General features: G+C 59.1%; 17 protein-coding genes. 6 read left to right on the forward strand and 11 right to left on the reverse strand.

Annotation, left to right across the window (positions count from 1 at the left end; genetic code table 11):
- Position 1: 1 nt before the first annotated feature.
- Together paaZ and MN188_RS07695 are read left to right on the forward strand one after the other, a co-directional pair.
- On the forward strand, positions 2-2,029 hold the full coding sequence (gene paaZ, locus MN188_RS07690) for a phenylacetic acid degradation bifunctional protein PaaZ (RefSeq protein ID WP_242107264.1): 2,028 nt from the start codon (positions 2-4) through the stop codon (positions 2,027-2,029).
- Positions 2,029-2,823 carry a PaaX family transcriptional regulator C-terminal domain-containing protein gene (locus MN188_RS07695; protein ID WP_242107266.1) on the forward strand — a complete coding sequence of 265 codons (795 nt, stop codon included), beginning with the start codon at positions 2,029-2,031 and terminating at the stop codon, positions 2,821-2,823. Before paaZ ends, MN188_RS07695 begins: the two co-directional genes overlap by 1 nt.
- A gap of 3 nt (positions 2,824-2,826) precedes the next feature.
- Here MN188_RS07695 and MN188_RS07700 read toward each other — a convergent pair whose 3' ends face one another.
- From MN188_RS07700 to MN188_RS07740, 9 genes are all read right to left on the reverse strand, one after another.
- A complete protein-coding gene (locus tag MN188_RS07700; RefSeq protein ID WP_242107268.1) occupies positions 2,827-3,522 on the reverse strand; it encodes a fumarylacetoacetate hydrolase family protein in 696 nt (231 codons plus the stop codon).
- Positions 3,523-3,535: 13 nt separating this feature from the next.
- Positions 3,536-4,951 carry a 3'-5' exonuclease gene (locus tag MN188_RS07705; protein WP_242107269.1) on the reverse strand — a complete coding sequence of 472 codons (1,416 nt, stop codon included), beginning with the start codon at positions 4,949-4,951 and terminating at the stop codon, positions 3,536-3,538.
- Positions 4,948-5,478 (reverse strand): hypothetical protein, encoded by a 531-nt coding sequence (locus MN188_RS07710; RefSeq protein ID WP_242107271.1) that lies wholly within the window; start codon positions 5,476-5,478, stop codon positions 4,948-4,950. Before MN188_RS07710 ends, MN188_RS07705 begins: the two co-directional genes overlap by 4 nt.
- 59 nt (positions 5,479-5,537) lie before the next feature.
- The gene (locus tag MN188_RS07715) at positions 5,538-7,364 is read right to left on the reverse strand and encodes a DUF294 nucleotidyltransferase-like domain-containing protein (RefSeq protein WP_242107272.1); all 1,827 of its coding nucleotides are present in this window, start codon (positions 7,362-7,364) and stop codon (positions 5,538-5,540) included.
- A gap of 106 nt (positions 7,365-7,470) precedes the next feature.
- On the reverse strand, positions 7,471-9,258 hold the full coding sequence (locus MN188_RS07720; protein WP_242107274.1) for a sodium:solute symporter family protein: 1,788 nt from the start codon (positions 9,256-9,258) through the stop codon (positions 7,471-7,473).
- Between the two features lie 15 nt (positions 9,259-9,273).
- Complete coding sequence (locus tag MN188_RS07725) at positions 9,274-9,534, reverse strand: DUF4212 domain-containing protein (protein ID WP_242107276.1); 261 nt, start codon at positions 9,532-9,534, stop codon at positions 9,274-9,276.
- Positions 9,535-9,600: 66 nt separating this feature from the next.
- Positions 9,601-10,287 carry an adenylate kinase gene (locus tag MN188_RS07730; RefSeq protein ID WP_242107278.1) on the reverse strand — a complete coding sequence of 229 codons (687 nt, stop codon included), beginning with the start codon at positions 10,285-10,287 and terminating at the stop codon, positions 9,601-9,603.
- Entirely contained in the window at positions 10,287-12,257 is a 1,971-nt protein-coding gene (gene acs / locus MN188_RS07735) for an acetate--CoA ligase (RefSeq protein ID WP_242107280.1), read from the reverse strand. The genes MN188_RS07730 and acs overlap by 1 nt, the downstream gene beginning before the upstream one ends.
- A 766-nt stretch (positions 12,258-13,023) precedes the next feature.
- On the reverse strand, positions 13,024-13,923 hold the full coding sequence (locus tag MN188_RS07740; protein ID WP_242107282.1) for a LysR family transcriptional regulator: 900 nt from the start codon (positions 13,921-13,923) through the stop codon (positions 13,024-13,026).
- A 124-nt stretch (positions 13,924-14,047) separates the two neighbouring features.
- Here MN188_RS07740 and MN188_RS07745 point away from each other — a divergent pair, with 124 nt between their 5' ends.
- On the forward strand, positions 14,048-14,578 hold the full coding sequence (locus MN188_RS07745) for a cytochrome b (protein ID WP_242107284.1): 531 nt from the start codon (positions 14,048-14,050) through the stop codon (positions 14,576-14,578).
- Positions 14,579-14,851: 273 nt separating this feature from the next.
- Here MN188_RS07745 and MN188_RS07750 read toward each other — a convergent pair whose 3' ends face one another.
- On the reverse strand, positions 14,852-15,433 hold the full coding sequence (locus tag MN188_RS07750; protein WP_242107286.1) for a TetR/AcrR family transcriptional regulator: 582 nt from the start codon (positions 15,431-15,433) through the stop codon (positions 14,852-14,854).
- Positions 15,434-15,512: 79 nt separating this feature from the next.
- On the opposite strand from MN188_RS07750, the gene MN188_RS07755 reads away from it, so the two are divergent.
- The gene (locus MN188_RS07755; protein WP_242107288.1) at positions 15,513-15,977 is read left to right on the forward strand and encodes an MAPEG family protein; all 465 of its coding nucleotides are present in this window, start codon (positions 15,513-15,515) and stop codon (positions 15,975-15,977) included.
- Positions 15,978-16,358: 381 nt separating this feature from the next.
- Here the strand turns inward: MN188_RS07755 and MN188_RS07760 are convergent, their stop codons facing one another.
- Entirely contained in the window at positions 16,359-17,306 is a 948-nt protein-coding gene (locus MN188_RS07760; RefSeq protein WP_242107290.1) for an SDR family oxidoreductase, read from the reverse strand.
- A gap of 169 nt (positions 17,307-17,475) precedes the next feature.
- Here MN188_RS07760 and MN188_RS07765 point away from each other — a divergent pair, with 169 nt between their 5' ends.
- Together MN188_RS07765 and MN188_RS07770 are read left to right on the forward strand one after the other, a co-directional pair.
- Complete coding sequence (locus MN188_RS07765; RefSeq protein WP_242107292.1) at positions 17,476-18,348, forward strand: AraC family transcriptional regulator; 873 nt, start codon at positions 17,476-17,478, stop codon at positions 18,346-18,348.
- Between the two features lie 713 nt (positions 18,349-19,061).
- Positions 19,062-19,463, forward strand: a complete 402-nt coding sequence (locus tag MN188_RS07770; RefSeq protein WP_242107294.1) for a hypothetical protein — start codon at positions 19,062-19,064, stop codon at positions 19,461-19,463.
- The last annotated feature ends 293 nt before the right edge of the window (positions 19,464-19,756 follow it).

Genomic DNA, 19,756 nt, shown 5'->3' on the forward strand with positions numbered 1-19,756 from the left:
CATGACGATCATGAAAGTCGCCAGCTTCGCCGCTGGACAATGGGTTGCACCCAATTCCGCGGCCCGCCCGATTGCCTCGGCCATCACCGGCGCGCAGATCGCCGAAGCCGGCAATGACCAGCTGGACGTGCAGGCGATGCTGGACCATGCGCGCAATGTCGGCGGCCCCGCCCTTCGCGCGATGGGGTTCCATGACCGCGCCAAGATGCTCAAGGCGCTGGCGATGCATCTGGGGCAGCACAAACAGGCGCTCTATGATCTCAGCTTCGACACCGGTGCCACGCAAAGCGATCACATGATCGACATCGACGGCGGCGTCGGCACGGTCTTCGTCTTTGCCTCCAAGGGACGGCGGGAAATGCCTGACGGGCAGGTCTATATCGACGGCGAAATCGAAGAATTGTCGCGCGGCGGCACCTTCAAAGGCATGCACATCGCCACCCCGCTGCAAGGCGTCGCGGTGCATATCAACGCGTTCAACTTCCCGGTCTGGGGCATGCTGGAAAAGCTCGCCCCGACCCTGCTGGCCGGTGTGCCCGCCATCGTGAAGCCCGCGACCGCGTCGTGTTACGTGACCGAGGCCGCCGTGCGCATCATGCTGGACAGCGGCATTCTACCCGACGGCGCGTTGCAGCTGATTTCCGGCGGCACCGGCGACCTTCTGGACCGTTTGGGCGCGCAGGATGTGGTCAGTTTCACCGGTTCGGCGCAGACCGCATCAATGCTGCGGTCAAACCCCAACATTCTGAAAAACTCGGTGCGTTTCGTGGCCGAGCAGGACAGCCTGAACGCGTCGATCCTGGGCCCGGATGTGACCCCCGGCAGCGTGGAATTCGACCTGTTCATCAAGGAAGTACACCGCGAGATGACGACGAAAGCCGGGCAGAAATGCACCGCGATCCGCCGCATTATTGCCCCTGAGGGGCAAGTGCAGAACGTGATCGACGCGCTGTCAGAAAAGCTGGACAAGACCGTGATAGGCGACCCCCGCGCGGAAGGCACCCGCATGGGAGCCCTGGTGTCAGCAGCGCAGAAACGCGACGTGCTGGAAAAAGCCGCTTTGATCGGCGGCGAATGCGCCCGCGTCTATGGCGACCCGGACGCGTTGCCCCTGTCGGGCGATGTGAACCCCGACGCGTTCGTGGCGCCGATGCTGTTTCGCTGCGACGCCCCCGACACGGCCACCGTGGTGCATGAGACCGAGGCCTTCGGCCCGGTGTCGACCATCATGGGCTATCGCGACATCCCCCACGCCATCGCACTGGCCAACAAAGGTGAGGGGTCGTTGGTCGCCTCGGTGATCACCGCTTCGGGCGATGTCGCGCGTGAGGTCGCGATGGGCGCCGGCGCCTTCCACGGGCGGCTTTACTTCAACAACGCGACCTCGATGAAGGAAAGCACCGGCCACGGATCCCCCCTGCCCCACATGGTGCACGGCGGCCCTGGGCGCGCGGGCGGCGGCGAGGAAATGGGCGGCGTTCGCGGTGTGCTCCACTATATGCAACGCACCGCGATCCAAGGCAGCCCTGACATCCTTACGTCGATCTGTGGGCGTTGGGTTTCGGGCAGTTCCGAGGTACCCGCCCCGGCACACCCCTTTACCCGCCGCTTTCACGATCTCGACATTGGTGAGACGATTCACACCGAATCCCGCAGGGTTACGATGGACGATATCGAACATTTCGCACATTTCACCGGTGACACCTTCTATGCCCACATGGATCAGGCAGCCGCCGAGAGAAACCCGTTCTTCCCCGGCCGCGTGGCACATGGCTACCTGCTGCTCAGTTTCGCCGCGGGCCTGTTCGTGGAACCCAACGAAGGGCCGGTTCTGGCCAACACCGGGCTGGACAACTTGCGCTTCATGAAGCCGGTTGAGGCGGGCGACAGCATCGCCGTGCGGCTGAGTGTAAAGGCCAAGACCCGGCGCACGGATGAATATGGCGAGGTGCGCTGGCACGTCACCCTGACCAATCAGGACGCCGAACTGGTTGCGGAATACGAACTGCTGACCATGGTTCAATACTGATGGACCGCCCGCAGGCCACCACCCGGGCCATCGCGGCCTTGTCGGGCGGGGATCTGCGGGTCTGGTCGCTGATCGTGACCATCCTGGGCGACATGGCGCGTGCGCCGGGCGCCGAGGTCTCTGGCGCCACTCTGGGCGCCTTGACGGATGCGGTTGACATCAAGCCCGAGGCGCTACGCGTGGCGCTGCATCGGCTGCGCAAGGATGGCTGGATTTCGTCGCGGCGCGTCGGGCGCGGGTCATTGCATATCCTGACCGAAAGCGGGCGGGCGCAGGCCAACGAGGCCGCCGCGCGGATCTATGATTTCGATACCCACCAGCCGACCGGCTGGCACGTGATGGTGGCCCAACCGATGACGCAGGCCGGGCGCAACAGGTTGGACGCCGAACTGCGCGGCCTTGGCCATATCGTGATCGCGCCGGGCGCCTATCTGGGACAGGGGCCCGCCCCGGATCGCCCCGATCTGTTGCTGCTCGAAGGCAACGCGCTTCAAGTGCCGACCTGGCTGTCGGCTGCGGTGATGCCCCCCCGGCTTTTGCAGGATTATGTCAGTTTCGAACAGGCACTGAAGGTGGTCGATCAGGCGCTTGAAGCGGACAAACCCGACCCGCTGACTTGCGCGGTGCTGCGGCTTCTGATCGTGCACGGCTGGCGCCGTCTGGTTCTGCGTCACCCGGCCCTGCCCGACGCCTTCTTTCCACCCACCTGGCGTGGCCCGGCCTGTCGCAGGATGCTGCGTGACCTGCTGGAGCGCTTGGGTCAACCGAGGGGGGCCGACCTGCTGACAGGATGAGCGCTATTGGGTGGGGCCGATGGTCAGCGAGAGGGGTGAAAGCCCCGTGATCCCACCATCAAGCCGGTCCCCGGCCACGACCGGGCCAACCCCGGCGGGCGTGCCGGTCAGGATGATATCCCCGGGCCGCAGGTGATAGAATTTCGACAGGTCGGCGACGATCTCGGGCACGGACCACACCATGTCGTCCAAGGTTGCGTCCTGACGGGTTTCCCCGTTCACCGACAAATGTATCCGCCGCCCGTCCACAGCGAAATCCGACGCGCGCGTCAGGGGCGCCATCACCGCCGACCCCTCGACATCTTTGCCCAGATCCCAGGGCCGCCGCCTGTCCTTGCCCTTTTTCTGCAAGTCGCGCCGGGTCATGTCCAGCGCACATCCGTAGCCATAGACCGCCGCCATCGCATCGGCGACCGGCACCCGAAACGCCTCGGCACCGATGGCGATTGCCAGCTCCATTTCATAGTGGAAATCCGAAGTGCCCGGCGGATAAGGCAAGACCTGCCCGCTGGCCAGCACCGCGCTGGGGGTTTTGGTGAAGTAGAACGGCGCTTCGCGGTCGACCTCGTTCCCCATCTCGGCGGCATGGGCGGCATAGTTGCGCCCGACGCAGAAGATACGGTGCACCGGAAACAGGGCCGTTTCGCCCACAACAGCGACGGTGTTCACCTTCGGCGGCGCGAACAGATAGTCGGTCATCACGAAAGGTCCCTTAGTTCAGGTCGGTCAGAAGACGGCGGTGTTTCTTGGCCTGTTCGATCGCTTCACCAAGCGTTTCAACCCCCCGTGCACGCAACATTTCCAGCATCATGCACAGCACTTCGCCGGTTGCCTGCGCATCCCCCAACGCGGTGTGGCGCAGGTGTTCGGGGATTTCAACGCCCAACCGTTCGCACAGCGCATCCAGCGTGTGCACCTCGGTTGTGCCATAAAGCACGGCGGACAACAGCACCGTGTCAAGGATCGGATGATCCCAGGCCACACCGGTTGCCTCGGCGTGGCGGCGCAGAAAGGCCATGTCAAACGGCGCGTTGTGCGCGACCAGCACCGCATCACGAGCGAAATTGTGGAACCCTTTTGCCACCTCGGTGATCACCGGCGCATCTGCCACCATCAAGTCGGTAACCTTGTGTACCTTGGTAGAGGCGGGCGGGATCTTCATCCCCGGATTGACCAGTTGGTCCACCACCTCGCCGGGCACGATCTTACCTTTCACGACGCGCACGGCGCCGATCTGAACGATCTCATCCTTATGGGGCAGAAGCCCGGTGGTTTCCGTGTCGAACACCACATAGGTCAGGTCGCACAACGCCGTGTTCATCATGTCGTCGCCCGCCTGCGCCTCCATCAGGTCGAAATCGAACACGACTGGACGCGCGGTATCAGGATCTGTGGTTGAATGGGCGTCATCGATCATCAACAGATACCCTTCACCTGGGCCAAGCGGTTTCAGACGGGCTTCGAATTCCAAACCATTGGCACTGGACAGGTCGCTAAAGGTTTGTTCGAACCCGGTTTTCACCATCTTCTTATGGGCCGCCAGGAAGGCATCACGCTGGAAATAGTCGAAGATCGAGGCATTCAGCCGCGCTGGACAGACCTGATTCAACAGCCCCGCCGCCTGCGCGTCATAAAGCACGATCTGGTGCGCTGGGTTGACCAGAACCATCGCAACGGGAATCTCCGACAACAGCGCCGTTAGCCGAGCCTTGTCGGCGGCCAAGCGTGCGGTTTCGGCGGCGACAACGCCGGCCTGATCCATCGTGGTTTGTTTAAGCTGCGTCGATACGGCTTCGGCCGCCGGGGCAAGATCGCCCAGGTATCGCGCCGCATGGGTATCAACACCGCCCGCCCCCGCATGGGCGCGCGAGCGAAGACCTGTGGCCATGCGTTCAATCGGTTTGGCCAGATTTTCGTCAAACAGGAACCAGACCCCGGCGGACAGGGCGAGCAGGCCAAACCCGGACAGCACCCCCGCGAAAACGAAGCCCGACAGCGGATCGGTCTCCGCTACACGTTGGTAGCCTACGTAGAGCGCGCCCAGCGTGATCATCACGCCGCCCACCGCCACCAGAGCGAAAAACAGGAATATGCGCAGGCGCAGCGACAGCGAGATAAACCACTTCATCGCGGAACCTCGGCGGAGCAGATCGTGGTCAGCAGCGGATCATCGCCCGGCACAGTGACCCATTCCGCGCCCTGCACGCTGCCATCCGCGCCGAAACCGACCGTGTCGAACAGGGCCGCGCGTCGGCCAGCGTCGCAATCGGCAAGCACAGTCAGCTTGTTCACCGCTGCCCAGCGGCCCATGAACAACGTGTCCACCATGCGGCGTTCGGGTGCCTCTGGATGGATGCGGATCGACTGCACGTCCACCGCAACGAACCGGTCGATATAGGGTTTCACCTTGGTCCAGGGGCGATAAGACGAGCTGTTTTCGATCGTCTGCGCCACGACAAGCCCTTCGGGAAGATTGCCCGCATTGCGATCATACCAGGCGTATTCATTGGCGATCGAAACGAGGATCATGCCCAGCCCCGCGCCCACCGGCATCATCCATTTGGGCAGGCGCTTGCCTGTCAGCTGGTTCAAGGCCAGCACAACCCCCGCAGCGGCCACACCGGCCACCAGCGTTGCAACGAGTTCATAGAACATCTGCTCTCCTCCCCTTTTCTGTCTTGCCCCCCGCGCTCCTCAACCCGGGGGATGCGCGGTCAGCTCAGCATGCCGCGCCCGTGTCCGATGGCCGATTGCATCGACTTGATCACCACGAACGCGTCGCGCAGGTGGCTTCGGTCAAATTCCGATAAGGTCGACGGCGTCAGGTAATTGTCCGGTGCCGCGCCCGCCTTCACGAGGTTCGCCTGATGCTCCAACCGGGTTTCGGCGATCAGGTCATAGGCGTCCAGCAGGTCGCGCCCGCCCGATTTGCTCAACACGCCCGCATGTTGCGCAGCCTCAAGCCGCGCGCGGGTGTTCACCTCGCCCAACCGCCCCTGGAGCGCATAAACGCGGCCCAGATCCACCACCGGCACCACACCGTTGTGTTTCAGATCCAGCGAATTCTTGTGCTCGCCCGACCGGATCGTCGCAAAGCCGCGCAGCAGACCCAGCGGCGGTGTGTGTTTCAGGCTGTTGGAGACCATATGCGCTACGAAGATCGAATTCTTCGACGCCATCTTCAGCGTCTTGTCCTGCAGATTGTCAAACAGGCCCGTGTAGCCGCCAATCGGGCGCAAGTCGAACATGACCGAGGCCAGCATCTGCGCCTCGGGCACCGGTTTGTTGACCCAGGAGTTGAAATAGCCGCGCCAGACCGACAGCGGTTGGCACCATTGCGGATTGGTCGCCATCATGTCGCCGGGGCAATAGACGTAGCCGCACACGTCCAGCCCGTCGCAGACGAATTTCGCCAGCTCGGCGAAGTATCCTTCGCGGTCGGCATCTGTCACCGCATCGTCCAGGATAATGCAATTGTCCTGATCGGACACGCCGGTCTGTTCCTGCCGCCCCTGGCTGCCACAAGCCAACCACAGGTAGGGCACCGGAGGGGGGCCCAGCTTGCGCTCGGCTAGCATCAAAAGGCGGCGTGTGGCGGTGTCGGCGATGTCGGTGATCAGGCGGGTGACAACCTGATGTGGACGTCCGCCCGCGACCAGCTGCACCAGAAGCTGCGGAATGCGGGTGGTGACCTTTGCCATGTCTTTGGCGGTCTTGGCGCGGGCGATTTCGCTGACCAGCTCGGCCGACGACACGGCCTGGAACCGGGTCAGGTCAGTTTGGGTGACGATGCCCACCAGCTTGCCGGCCTCGACGATCGGCACGTGGCCGATCCGGCGCTCCATCATCGCGTGCAGCACGTCCGAGCCGATGGCGGACGGCGCCAGCGTGATCGGGTCTGCGGTCATGATCTGTGAAATCGGCGTGGTCACCGGCAGCGCCTCGGCCAGCACTTTGCCCGACAGATCGCGGGTGGTTACGATGCCGGTTAGGCTGTCGCCGTCGGTCACGCACAGCGACGACACGCGTTTGTCGCGCATTAGAACGGCGGCGGCTTGCACGTCGTCCGTGGCGTCACAGGTGACCGGGTTCTGCGCCATCAGGGTTTCCACCTGGGTCGTGGCCAGGTCGGCCTTCACTGGCTTGTCACTGCGCGACCGGTCGAAGAACCGCTGTGCCGCCTCGTGTTCTTTCAAAAGCTGGTCAAACCCCTTGGCAGGCAACAACAGCAACGTGCAGTCGGTGGTGGCGTGGGCGGTGGTCGCCGCCAGCCCGTCGCGCAACAACCCGCGTTCACCGAAGGAATTGCGCAGGCCCAGGTTGCTGACCACCACGTCGTTTTCGTCGGTGACCTCAACCTCACCCTCATAGATGATATAAAGCCCGTCCAATTCCTTGCCGAACGCATAAATCGCATCCCCGGCTGCAAATGCCTGTGACACGAAGGCGGGTTCGATCGCCTCGACCGCCTCACGCGGCAGCACGTCATAGGGGTGCACGGAGGACAGGAAGCGCAGAATTTGTTCGTGGGTGAGCGGCATGACGACTCAAGGCCTTTCGAAAAAAGAAATGTCCCGCCCGGTGTGCACCGGACGGGACAGGAATTAAAGGGGGTGGGCCGCGTCAGGGCGCCCCACCCGGAACACCTTAGTGATCCTGAGCCGAACCGGCGCCGCGCGGAACGCGAACCGACTGAACCAGGTCCTTGATCTCCTGCGGCAGCGGCTTGGTCATGCCGGTCACCACATAGGCCACGATGAAGTTGATCGCAGCACCGATCGCACCGAACGAGGTCGACTTGACCGTACCCAGCAGCGGATCAGCATCCGAGAAGCTGTTCGTGTCAGGGATGAAGAACCAGCCCTTGTGCAGGAAGATGTAGACCAGCGTCACGACCAGACCAGCCAGCATGCCGGCCACGGCGCCCGTGTTGTTGATGCGGGTCGAGAAGATACCCATCATCAGCGCCGGGAAGATCGAGGCCGCGGCCAGACCGAAGGCCAAGGCCACGGTTTGCGCGGCGAAGCCCGGAGGGTTCAGGCCCAGGTAGGTCGCAACCGCAATGGCAACAGCCATGGCGATCCGTGCCGACAGAAGCTCGCCTTTTTCCGAGATCGACGGGTTGATCGAGCCCTTGATAAGGTCATGCGACACAGCCGACGAGATGGCCAGCAGAAGACCGGCAGCGGTCGACAGCGCGGCGGCAAGACCACCGGCAGCGACCAGACCAATCACCCAGCTGGGCAGGTTGGCAATCTCGGGGTTGGCCAGAACCAGGATGTCACGGTTGAACTTGGTCAGCTCGTTGCCTTCCCAGCCCTTTTCCGCAGCCATGGCTTGCAGATCGGCGTTCGCGTCGTTGTAGTACTGGATCGCACCGTCGCCGTTCTTGTCTTCCCAGTCCAGAAGACCGGTTTTCTGCCACGTGGCCATCCAGTCATACCGGGCTTCACCCTCGATCTGCTGAACCGTCACGGCGCCACCTTCGATACCGCCATTGGGCCACATCATTTCCGAGATGTTCAGACGCGCCATCGCACCAACGGCCGGAGCGGTCAGGTACAGCAGGGCGATGAACACCAGTGCCCAACCAGCGGACCAACGAGCGTCGGACACTTTGGGAACGGTGAAGAAGCGCATGATGACGTGCGGCAGACCAGCCGTACCGATCATCAGCGACAGGGTGAACAGAACCATGTTCAACGTATCCGCATGGTGCGCGGTGTACTCGTTGAAGCCCAGCTCACGCACAACCGCGTCCAGCTTTGCCAACAGCGGCTCACCCGAAGCAGCATGGTCACCGAACAGGCCCAGGGCCGGGATCGGGTTGCCCGTCAGCTGCAGCGAGATGAAGATCGCCGGGATGGTATAGGCCAGGATCAGCACGACATACTGAGCCACCTGGGTGTAGGTCACACCTTTCATGCCGCCAAGAACGGCATAGGCGAACACAACGGCTGCACCGATCAGAAGGCCGGTGGTGTTGTCCACCTCAAGGAAGCGGCCGAAAGCCACGCCCACACCGGTCATCTGACCGATCACGTAGGTGGTCGATGCCACGATCAGGCAGATCACGGCCACGATCCGCGCGGTCGGCGAATAGAAGCGGTCACCGATGAATTCCGACACGGTGAATTTGCCGAACTTGCGCAGGTAAGGTGCAAGCAGCAGCGCCAGCAGCACATAGCCACCGGTCCAGCCCATCAGGAACGACGAGTTGTCATAGCCGGTGAAGGCAATCAGACCGGCCATCGAGATGAAGGAAGCCGCCGACATCCAGTCAGCAGCGGTCGCCATGCCATTGGTAACGGGGTGAACACCCCGGCCAGCCGCATAGAATTCCGAGGTTGAGCCCGCACGGGCCCAAATTGCGATGCCGATGTAAAGCGCGAAAGACGCGCCCACAAACAGCAGGTTGATTGTAAACTGATCCATCTGTCCCTGGGTCCCTTATTCTTCGTCTACGCCGTGTTCACGGTCGAGTTTGTTCATGCGCCAGGCATAGTTGAAGATCAGCGCCAGGAAGACGATGATCGAGCCTTGCTGAGCAAACCAGAAGCCCAGATCGGTTCCGCCCACGGCGATGCCCGACAGCATGGGGCGCAGCAGAATGCCGAACCCGAAAGATACGATCGCCCAAATCACAAGGCTGATCAGAATGATACGCACATTGGCAGACCAATACGCGCTATTGGATGAGTTGTCGGACATGTGCCCTCCTCCCTCTTTTTTCTAGTTCCTCCGATGGGACCACCGAGCGTGACCCCACCTGTCCTCTTACGCCGTCGCTTTAACCACGATGGCGCTCAGTCCGCCTGCAATATCATCAATCGACCCCATTGCGTCGATTTTCTGCAGGCTGCCCTTGCCGTCATAATAGGCAATGAGCGGTGCCGTTTGAGCATGGTAGGCCACCAGGCGGCTTTCCACGGTCTCGGCATTGTCGTCGGCCCGGCGTTTCATCTCCGTGCCGCCACATTTGTCGCAGACGCCATCTTTGGCGGGCTGCTTGAATTCGTCATGATACCCTTCACCGCAGCTGCCGCAGGTATAGCGGCCGGAGATCCGGGTCACCATCGCCGCGTCGTCCACTTCCAGGGAAATGGCTGCGTTGATCTTCTGGCCGCTTTCGCTCAGCAGTTCGTCCAGCGCCTCGGCCTGAACCGTGGTGCGAGGGAAACCGTCCAGGATCACGCCCTTGGCGCAATCCGCGTCACCCAACCGGTCGCGCAGGATGTCGATGACGATCTGGTCGCTGACCAATTCGCCCGCTTCCATCACGGCCTTGGCGGCCTTGCCAGCGTCGGTGCCTGCGGCCACAGCCGCGCGCAATAGATCACCAGTCGATAGCTGGACCAGGCCAAACTTTTCTTCCAGCATCCGGGCCTGCGTGCCCTTCCCGGCCCCGGGGGGGCCCAGAAGGATCAGAACCGGGGCGACGTTTGCAGTGTTCGCGCCGTCCATCAGGACGTGCTCCGGTTCATGCGGTTTTCGATCAGGTCGTCAACCACAGCCGGTTCTGCCAGTGTCGAGGTATCCCCCAGCGCGCCGAAATCGTTCTCGGCGATCTTGCGCAGAATGCGGCGCATGATCTTGCCGGACCGGGTCTTGGGCAGACCAGGCGACCATTGGATCAGGTCGGGTGCTGCGATCGGGCCGATTTCCGTGCGCACCCAAGTGCGCAGCTCCTTGCGAAGCTCCTCGCTCGGCTCCACATCGTTCATCAGGGTGACATAGCAATAGATGCCCTGCCCCTTGATGTCGTGCGGATAGCCGACCACGGCAGCCTCGGCGACCTTGGCGTGTGCCACCAGGGCGCTCTCGACTTCAGCGGTGCCCATCCGGTGGCCGGACACGTTGATCACGTCATCAACACGACCGGTGATCCAGTAGTCGCCATCTTCGTCACGACGACAGCCGTCACCAGCGAAGTAATAACCGTGATAGTCGTTGAAATAGGTCTTCTGGAACCGCTCATGGTCCCCATAGACGGTGCGCATCTGACCCGGCCAGCTGTCCTTCAGGCACAACACGCCTTCGACGCCGTTGCCGTGGATCTCTTCGCCCGATTGCGGGTCCAGAACCACCGGCTGCACGCCAAAGAACGGCTTCATCGCAGCACCCGGCTTGGTCGCGTGGGCGCCCGGCATCGGGGTCATCATGTGGCCGCCGGTTTCCGTCTGCCACCAGGTGTCGACGATCGGGCATTTCCCACCGCCAACCTTGTCATTGTACCAGTTCCAGGCTTCCGGGTTGATCGGTTCACCCACCGTGCCCAGCACCTTGAGGTCCGACAGGTCCTTGCCCTCAACCCACTCATTGCCCTTGCCCATCAGGGCACGGATCGCGGTGGGGGCGGTATAGAACTGGTTGACCTTGTGCTTGGCGCAGACGTCCCAGAACCGGCCGGCGTCCGGATAGGTCGGCACACCTTCGAACATAATCGTCGTGGCGCCATTGGCCAGCGGTCCATAGACGATATAGCTGTGACCCGTGACCCACCCCACATCGGCGGTGCACCAGAACACATCGCCGTCGTGGTAGTCGAACACGTATTCCTGCGTCATCGACGCATAGACCAGGTAGCCGCCCGAGCTGTGGACGACGCCCTTCGGCTGACCGGTCGACCCCGAGGTGTAGAGGATGAACAGCGGATCTTCCGCATTCATCTCGGCCGGGTGCGAAATCTCGGAGGCTTCCAGCGCCATTTCGTTGTAGTCGAAATCCCGACCGTCAACCCAAGTGGTCTGACCGCCGGTGCGCTTCACGACCAGGCACTTCACACTATCTTTGGTGTGCAGCAGCGCCGCGTCGGCGTTCGACTTGAGCGGCGTATTGCGGCCGCCGCGCGGGGCATAGTCAGCGGTGATGATCAGCTTGGCGTCAGATCCGTTCACACGGGCGGCCAGCGCATCGGGGCTGAACCCGGCGAACACGATCGAATGGATCGCGCCGATCCGGGCGCAGGCCAGCATCGCATAGGCGGCTTCGGGGATCATCGGAAGATACAGAACCACGCGGTCGCCGCGGCGCACGCCCAGTTCTTCCAGGATGTTGGCCATCTTGCAGACTTCCACGTGAAGCTGCTTGTAAGTGATGTGCTTTGCTTCATCTTCGGGGCTGTCGGGCTCCCAAATGATTGCGGTTTGGTCGCCGCGCGTCGCCAGGTGGCGGTCGACGCAGTTGGCGGCAACGTTCAGCGTGCCATCGGCAAACCAGTTGATCGAGACCTTGCCGAAGTCATAGCAAGTGTCCTTCACCGTGGTGAACGGCTTGATCCAGTCGATCCGCTTGCCGTGCTCAGCCCAGAATGCCTCGGGGTCATTCACCGACGCGGCGTACATTTCATCATAGCGCGCCGCATCAATGTGAGCCTTCGCCGAGAACTCGGCAGACGGGGCATAGGTTTTGGCTGTGGTTTCATCCAACGACATTCGGGATCCTCCTTCAAATTCCTCCTCAACGCCTAAGCGCAGGGTGAAGGGTGTCGCGATTGACACAGCATCCCCACCGGGTGTGAAAATACGAGTCTAACCTGCGTTTGCACAACAAAATTCTTGTAAATTTCTTTCACTACACCACTCCTATTCTGTAAATGGTTTAACGATCAATGAAAAAATCTTCTTAAAACCAGAGCCTTGCCAGCCTCACTCCGCCGCAGCGCGGCGAAACCGGAAATTCGGAGTTCTGTCGCTAACATGACCTTGCGTCACGAACGGCGTGAATTTCCCCTGGAAACACGGGAAAAACCCGCAATTCGGCCGGAGAATCCCCGGACGCTCGCACTGGGCCTCAGTTCACATCTACATTTGCCCCCAAACGAAAAAACGGCCCAGGGTTTTCACCCTTACGCTGTTTTCACACAAAACCCCCGCGCCATTTCTGGAGCGGGGGTTTTGTAATATTGGTTGCGGGAGCATGCAACCAACTTGACTTGCTACTTAGAGCAACCCTCACGCCCAATTAAGGAGTTCGCCGAATAAACCGTGCGGCAGCAATCGACCCTCAGCTGCCCTCACTGCAAAGCGCAGCGAAAGGCCGGGTCGAGCCCGAAGTGACTGTTGCTGGGTTGGCCTTGAATGTCGGCTTGCCCAATGTTGGCTCTCACCAGATCTACTTGAAATGCGCTTTCTGCACTCAATTTGGCGCCACTCTAATCTCGTTTGCTTTAAGTGTTCACTGAACATGGGTGTGCAGACGTTAGCTGAATGGGCCGTGCTTTCCCGTCCTGTGCAAGGCTCGCATTTCTTCAGTGAGAAAGTCGACAAATCGCCGGACGCGCACTGTTCTTCTTAGGTCCGAGTGGAGGAGCAACCATAACCATGGACCGGGGGACAACTCCGTTCCCGGCATCCTGCGAAGGTTTGGAAAAACGGGTTCAAAGAGCGTTGACATATGTGACATGCCGACAGACAGGTTCACGAGGCGCATTCTCATCTGTCCATCCGATACCTCGTGGCGCAGCGTTGCTCTCGGAAAAGGCGAGCGCTGTGTCCAGCTTTCAGGAGCACCCTTCGTCGGAGTGCCAATCCATGTGAGACCCGCTCCACCCGGCCCCGCTTTGGGGGCCTTCTGTTCAAGATAGTCTTTGCTGGCATAAACGCCAATTTCTAGTTGGAATAGTTTACGCGCGACCACATCTTCGGTCACCTCGTGGGCGGCACGCAACGATATGTCGGTTTTATCATTGGTGATCGATTCCACTTCGGACGTCAGCCTCATCTCAATGTCGATCTCGGGATATTTATCACTAAAGCGCGCAACTATCGGTGCCACAATGTCGTAAGCAAGCGTTGGCGTCAGCGAGAACCGTATTTTGCCTGCCTCGCTACGATCAAGCCCTTCGACCCGTTTGCGCGCGGCGAATATTTTCTGCTCAGCCTCTTCTGCCATCGGCAACAGGGCTTCTCCGAATTCGGTCAACGAAAAGCCCCGTTGGGACCTGTGAAACAATCGCACGCCATAGCTGGTTTCCAGCGCCTGAATACTTCGATTGACAGTGCCGTAACTGGCACCGACCATTTCTGCTGCGGACCGCAAACTGCCCGCGCGAGCAACGGCAAGAAAATGTGGCAGGAGTTCCCAATCAAACGTACGCATGTTCCACCTATGTAACAAACCGTTCTGTTTGTTTCGTAGGTGATTGGCAGGGAAATAGATAGACTGGATTGAACCTATTCTTCCTTGCTCGCATTGCGGCGTCTTTCAATGACTGGACCACACAATGAAACGATATCATCCCTTTCTCGTCGGCCTGCATTGGCTCATCGCGGTAATGATCCTAGTAGCTCTCATTCTTGGTGGACCCAGTCTGGCTGAGATCCCAAACGATAGCCCAGACAAGATGTTTGGGCTGACCGGCCATATGATTTGGGGGCTGACAATCGGGGCGCTTATGGTCACGCGACTACTTTTGCGGGTCATCGCCAAGGCTCCACCTCATGCGGATGCGGGCAGTGCAGCGCTGAATTCCGGCGCTAAACTGGCGCATTTGGGACTGTATGCGTTAGTTTTTTCGATGGTGGGCAGCGGCATTGCACTTGCTTATTCAGCGGGTCTGTTCTCGATCGTCTTCGGAGGATCCGATGCAGGCTTACCGCCCACCTTCAGTGTTTTCACAGCTCGAACAGTGCACGGCATAATAGCGACCGTCCTTTTTGTCTTGATCGGTCTTCATGTCGCTGGATGGGTCTATCACCAGTTCTACTTGCGAGATCGGTTGATCAGTCGCATGTGGTTTGGAAAGCGTAGCTAGGGCGACCATTAAAGGTCTACACAATCAGCGCGCTGCCTATTGTAATACTGGGCGCAGGTTTGAACGACTTTGCGCAGCATTTCAGCCATTCATCTAAAAAGTGAAAATGTCCGTTTTGTTCGCAGACTACCAGTTGGTCGGCAATCCCCCCATTATAATGGGGTCTAGCCGTAGTACTCACGCATCAATCCTCTTACCGTTTCAAAGTCCTGCTCGCATTTGGCGAAAGAAACCTCGATGGTGTTTTCCATCAGCATCGACCTTTTCCGTTACTTATGTGGATAGTTTGGCAATCAGCGCCGTAACGAGATCATCTTCGGAGTGCTTTAGTGGATCACCAATGCCCTCAGATAATCCAAGCATCATCACCAGCCCTAAAGCAGCCGAATGAATCGCAAATGCAGATTGGCGTGATTGTTCCAACGTTCCACCAAGGTGCGCTGCAAAGGTGCCGTACATACGCGATGTCGTGGCATGGATTCGTTCGAGTGCAACGGTATCCTTTGCTTCCTGAACGCCTGTTTTCAGCGTCTGCGGCGCAAGATACATCATGCGGAACCGATCAAGGTCACCCATGTGAAACCTCGTGATTGCTCGCACAAAAACCTCGACGGCCTCATTGGCTGTATCGGCAGACTCCAGGGCACTTTCGGCCTCATGGGCTTCTGCGCCCAGCCAATCGACGAACATGGCCGCAAGCAGATCGCCCTTAGAAGGAAACCAATACAGCACTGCCTGCTTTGAAATACCCAACTCACGCGCAATTGCGTCGAAAGAGACGGCGCCTAAGCCACCAGACGCAAGCAGCTTTTGTACTACACCAAGTATCTTCGCGTCCGTTCTGAGGTCCCCCATCAGTTTTCCCTTGATTGTTTACCAATGGTAAGCTACCCCACTTGCCAACGGTAAACAAGCATGAAAGGGCGATAACGCCATGGATCTGCTAAGTTTGGATAACGCGGTTTTCGAGGTTTATGTCATTGCGGCGGCATTGGCCGTACTGAAGCTCATGCTTCAAGGTTGGATGACAGTGTACCGGATGCTGAAGGCCAATTCGGGCTGGGCCAGTCCCGAAGACCTGAGACCGGGGCTCATCAACCGGGCTCCGAATGAAGCCCAATTGGAAGTCAACGAATTTGTTGATCGTTCCCGTCGGATGCACAGAAATGACCTTGAGAATATTCCTGGGTTTTTGATCGCCGGATTACTCTTTGTAGTCGTGAATCCAATCCTCCTGCATGCACAGGTATTGATGTATGGTTTCGTTCTGGCCCGGCTTGCTCACTTCGCGGCATACGTGTCAAAGCAATCACATGAAGTCCGAGCGATATTTTACACCATCGGCTCAATGATAGTTATCTATATGGCCGCCCACGTGTTGTGGTCGGTGCTAACCTGAATAAACGAAGTTTCCCCTGGCCTCGAAAAAGCGGCGGTTTCCGAGGGAGCAGTTCGCGGACGGCAGCGTCGTCCGCCCAGCAGACATCCATGGTGTTTGCAGGGAATGGCAGTTCTGAGCCCAGAGTGACAGATGCTGCAAATCTCACCGACGGCAGGAACGGGCGGAGAGCTGTCATTCGATGCGGTCAGCACCAAGGTCCGACAACGGGACAAAACCGTCGTTCAGTCAAGCGCATTCACGTCGACATTCGGCCCAAACCGGACCTTGGCCCGTCGCGCGCCAAGGATCCGCTTCGAGCCCAAACTGCCAAATACTGCAAAGTGTCCGAATGTCCGCTATTGCGAGCGAGACGCGAAATGCCCCTCGCTCGCATCTCGGTTAGAAATCCCAGTGGAAGCCTGTCGCCTCTTCGGAGACGTGCCATAGCTTTGTCATTACAGCTTTGTCGTAGGCGTGCGCATGCAGGGTGCCTTTGCCTACCGGACCCACAAACTCCATTCGGCCCGTCGGACCAAAAAGCGCGCGCTGTTCCAGCCCGTCTTCGGTCGCGCACATTACCTCGGGGTAGGCGCCTTTTTCGGCGGATTGCACCATAGGGGTAAGGGTCATGAGCCTGAACAGCAGCTTGGTCAACCAGTTGCCGCTGGTGGAAATCAGCGAAGTTGCCGAGGACCCCGGGTGGCAGACGTAAACCTGAACGCCTCTGCCTGTCGCCTCAAGGCGATCCTGCAACTCATAGGCAAACATCATCTGCGCCAGCTTGCTCTGGCTATAGACAGGGTTGGCGCTGTAATTCTTATCCCAGTTCATGTCGTCGAATTGGATGGTCTTGCTCCCCAGGTTGTAGCCAAGGCTGGCGACAACGACGATCCGGCCCTTGCTGTCTTCGATCCGGTCAAATAGCGTCCCGCACAGCACGAAGTGCCCGTAGTGGTTTGTGCCAAGCTGGCTTTCAAACCCATCAACGGTAAGTTTCTGTGTCGGCACCTGCGCGATGGCCGCGTTGCAGATCAGCGCGTCGATCCGAGGAACGGTTTTCAGAACCTCTTCAGCCGCCGCGCGGACGCTTGCCAGATCCGACAGGTCCATGCGCACAAAGCTCACATCAGCGCTCCCGCCGAACTCCTCTTTCAATTCCTTGATGGCGGCGGTCGATTTGTCGGCGCTGCGGTTCAGCATTACAACTTTTGCCCCCTTCGACAGAAAGATGCGTGAGGCCTGAAACCCGGCACCAGCATTGCCGCCGGTGATGACATAGGTTTTGCCCGCAAGTGAGCCAAGACGGTCAGGCGTCCAGCCATTGGGTCCGTAAGTCGTGTCTGTCATAGCGTTGCTCCTTTTGGCGCCGGCACAACAGCAGCGCGATATCTGCTTTCGTCTTGAGTAGGTAGTTAACTCTCACGAACGGGCGGAAATAGGCGATATCGTCGCAATTACTTGCCTGATTGTATCACTTGGGTTGTCACGGCTGAATTTGACGCACTACAACAGGCACATGAGTAAAGTACAAATCAAACAGCTTGTCCAAGGTCGAACCGACCAAGACGGCCTGACGGAAACCGGCATCAAGGGCGTGCGTCTGTTTCGGGCCACACAAGCGATCCCATGTGTTCCGGCGGTCTATGAACCCTGTGTTGTTGCCATCGTAAGTGGGGCCAAGGAGGCTGTTCTGGACGGCCGAAGATATGTATATGATGACGGCCAATACTTGTGCTGCCCGATGTCGATGCCTGTGAAGGCCGGAACACCTGCCGCATCCGTGGATAACCCTCTCTACGGCGTCATGGTTTCACTGGATAAACGTGTGATGACTGAACTGGCGACGGAGATGGAAAGTGCCGGGGGCGTGCTCCCCGTGGTCACCGGCGGTTTGCGTGCGCAAGGGATCAGACTGGCCAGGTGGGATGAGGGTTTCACCGATGCGTTGCTTAGGCTGCTTCAGCTTGGGGCCAGCCAGACGGACACGGCGGTCCTTGGGGAAACGCGGTTGCGAGAGCTGTATTACGCGGTTTTGAAGGGCGAGGCGGGTATTTTTGCGCGCCAAGCCTTTGGGGCTGGCAACGCTATCGCGCGGTCCATCGCGCATGTGTCTTCCCATTTGGACGCGCCGATATCGATTGATGATATGGCAGCCCGCGCAGGCATGAGCCGAGCTGCGTTTCATCGCAAGTTCAAGCAGGCCACAACGATGGCCCCGATCCAGTTCGTGAAATCTATGCGCCTCAACAACGCTGCCATGAAGATCGCCGGGGGGATGACTGTCAACGAGGCGGCCGTGAACGTCGGATACGTTAGCCCATCTCAATTCAGCCGAGAGTTCAAACGAATGTATGGGCAGTCGCCGCGACAGTGGAGCGATGCGCAGTAGCTCCCCTTGGAGATCGGGTAGGAGCGCGCGTTGGCTCAAGACCTGAACCGGCCATTGAACGAGGCGAAACAAGTGGCAGCTTCGTCCCGCTCAGCAGTCGTTGGTGCATCGTGCAGCGAAAGTCCGCTTGCCTTCCCGTGCGACCATCACACGGATAAAATGACTCAATTTTAAAGTGAGAATCTCCTCAGTAGGCTGCTGCAACTAGTTGCGCTAGATCTACAAAAAGTTGTCCCAAGTGTTGAAATGTTTTTTTAGTGCAGTTGGGGAAATTACCGAATTAGGGCCCAGTGGCCGGGAGATTTCGACAGTCGGGTTACCGGAGGGCGTTGCTTGTCCAAACGACATCAGTTGAGGCAACCTAGTCAAAAGCCTGCCGGCTTCCAATTGTTCGACGTCAGCGCCATAAAAAAACTGGGCGATTCATTAAAGCGGACATTGCTATGCTTGCCCATAGAGCTAACGCACAAAGAAAAAACATCAGAGTCTTTCGCAAAACTAGTTTGAATATCTTGTTCTTAAACCTCTTATTCCTTCTGGTTTGTGAAGCCTGCCCTTCGGCACTCGCTGGATATGCGGGAGAGGGCCTAGGTTCTGGACCAAGAGTGGAGGGTGTAGTCTGCAAGGCCTCCCGTTACCCAAGCAGCGCACCCCAGTCAGAATGCTACCAGAGTATTGGTGATTTCTTTCTTTCACGGGATGGATTCCAAATTTTGTCCATCGCGACCAAAGAGCAGGAAATAAGCTTCGAGTATTCGCTCGAGCCGATGGATCCAGATGTGATCGGAAGAGGGCACCAGCAGCGCTTCGAAGAGTTCCTTAGGGAGTGCGCAACGGATCAAGTCTGCGAGTCCGAGCCTTATGAAGCACATCAAGTAACCAGGGAGACTTGTGAAGGAGATTTCCTGTCGGCGCGCGCGCGGCATTTTCTTGAGCTCCCGAACATTATTTTCGAAACCGTCACCGCTGGAAACATCTTCGTTTGCAAAAGCGTCGGGAGCCTGTCTGGCCTGTTTGATGGTAAATACAATCCATCGTTTGCGACAGGACCTGATAGCCTCGATCAAAGAGGTTTGGATTCCATTACATATTTTGAACTTAGTATTACTCGCTAGAGGAGAAGACTTTGGTTGAAGTTGTTTTCGCCTGCGCTGTGTGGAAAAAGCGCCTCCCTTTTCGTGGGTGTAAACGCAGGTTGTTCTCCGCCCTTATTGCCCCATCTCAGGTCATTCGATCTTTGCTCTTCATCGTAGCACCATTGTAGCACCAGTTCCTGCGACCCAAACGCCAAAAGCGCCCCGTGGGGCGCTAGTGCGTTGTATTATATTGGCAATATTGGTTGCGGGAGTAGGATTTGAACCTACGACCTTCAGGTTATGAGCCTGACGAGCTACCGGGCTGCTCCATC

It is taken from the genome of Aliiroseovarius subalbicans (assembly GCF_022678625.1).
Lineage (GTDB): Bacteria > Pseudomonadota > Alphaproteobacteria > Rhodobacterales > Rhodobacteraceae > Aliiroseovarius_A > Aliiroseovarius_A subalbicans.

Excerpts from the sequence above, each read along its gene's own strand:
- paaZ (WP_242107264.1), top strand. The coding sequence starts at position 2 with ATGACGATCATGAAAGTCGCCAGCTTCGCCGCTGGACAATGGGTTGCA.
- MN188_RS07695 (WP_242107266.1), top strand. The coding sequence starts at position 2,029 with ATGGACCGCCCGCAGGCCACCACCCGGGCCATCGCGGCCTTGTCGGGC.
- MN188_RS07700 (WP_242107268.1), bottom strand. The coding sequence starts at position 3,522 with ATGACCGACTATCTGTTCGCGCCGCCGAAGGTGAACACCGTCGCTGTT.
- MN188_RS07705 (WP_242107269.1), bottom strand. The coding sequence starts at position 4,951 with ATGAAGTGGTTTATCTCGCTGTCGCTGCGCCTGCGCATATTCCTGTTT.
- MN188_RS07710 (WP_242107271.1), bottom strand. The coding sequence starts at position 5,478 with ATGTTCTATGAACTCGTTGCAACGCTGGTGGCCGGTGTGGCCGCTGCG.
- MN188_RS07715 (WP_242107272.1), bottom strand. The coding sequence starts at position 7,364 with ATGCCGCTCACCCACGAACAAATTCTGCGCTTCCTGTCCTCCGTGCAC.
- MN188_RS07720 (WP_242107274.1), bottom strand. The coding sequence starts at position 9,258 with ATGGATCAGTTTACAATCAACCTGCTGTTTGTGGGCGCGTCTTTCGCG.
- MN188_RS07725 (WP_242107276.1), bottom strand. The coding sequence starts at position 9,534 with ATGTCCGACAACTCATCCAATAGCGCGTATTGGTCTGCCAATGTGCGT.
- MN188_RS07730 (WP_242107278.1), bottom strand. The coding sequence starts at position 10,287 with ATGGACGGCGCGAACACTGCAAACGTCGCCCCGGTTCTGATCCTTCTG.
- acs (WP_242107280.1), bottom strand. The coding sequence starts at position 12,257 with ATGTCGTTGGATGAAACCACAGCCAAAACCTATGCCCCGTCTGCCGAG.
- MN188_RS07740 (WP_242107282.1), bottom strand. The coding sequence starts at position 13,923 with ATGCGTACGTTTGATTGGGAACTCCTGCCACATTTTCTTGCCGTTGCT.
- MN188_RS07745 (WP_242107284.1), top strand. The coding sequence starts at position 14,048 with ATGAAACGATATCATCCCTTTCTCGTCGGCCTGCATTGGCTCATCGCG.
- MN188_RS07750 (WP_242107286.1), bottom strand. The coding sequence starts at position 15,433 with ATGGGGGACCTCAGAACGGACGCGAAGATACTTGGTGTAGTACAAAAG.
- MN188_RS07755 (WP_242107288.1), top strand. The coding sequence starts at position 15,513 with ATGGATCTGCTAAGTTTGGATAACGCGGTTTTCGAGGTTTATGTCATT.
- MN188_RS07760 (WP_242107290.1), bottom strand. The coding sequence starts at position 17,306 with ATGACAGACACGACTTACGGACCCAATGGCTGGACGCCTGACCGTCTT.
- MN188_RS07765 (WP_242107292.1), top strand. The coding sequence starts at position 17,476 with ATGAGTAAAGTACAAATCAAACAGCTTGTCCAAGGTCGAACCGACCAA.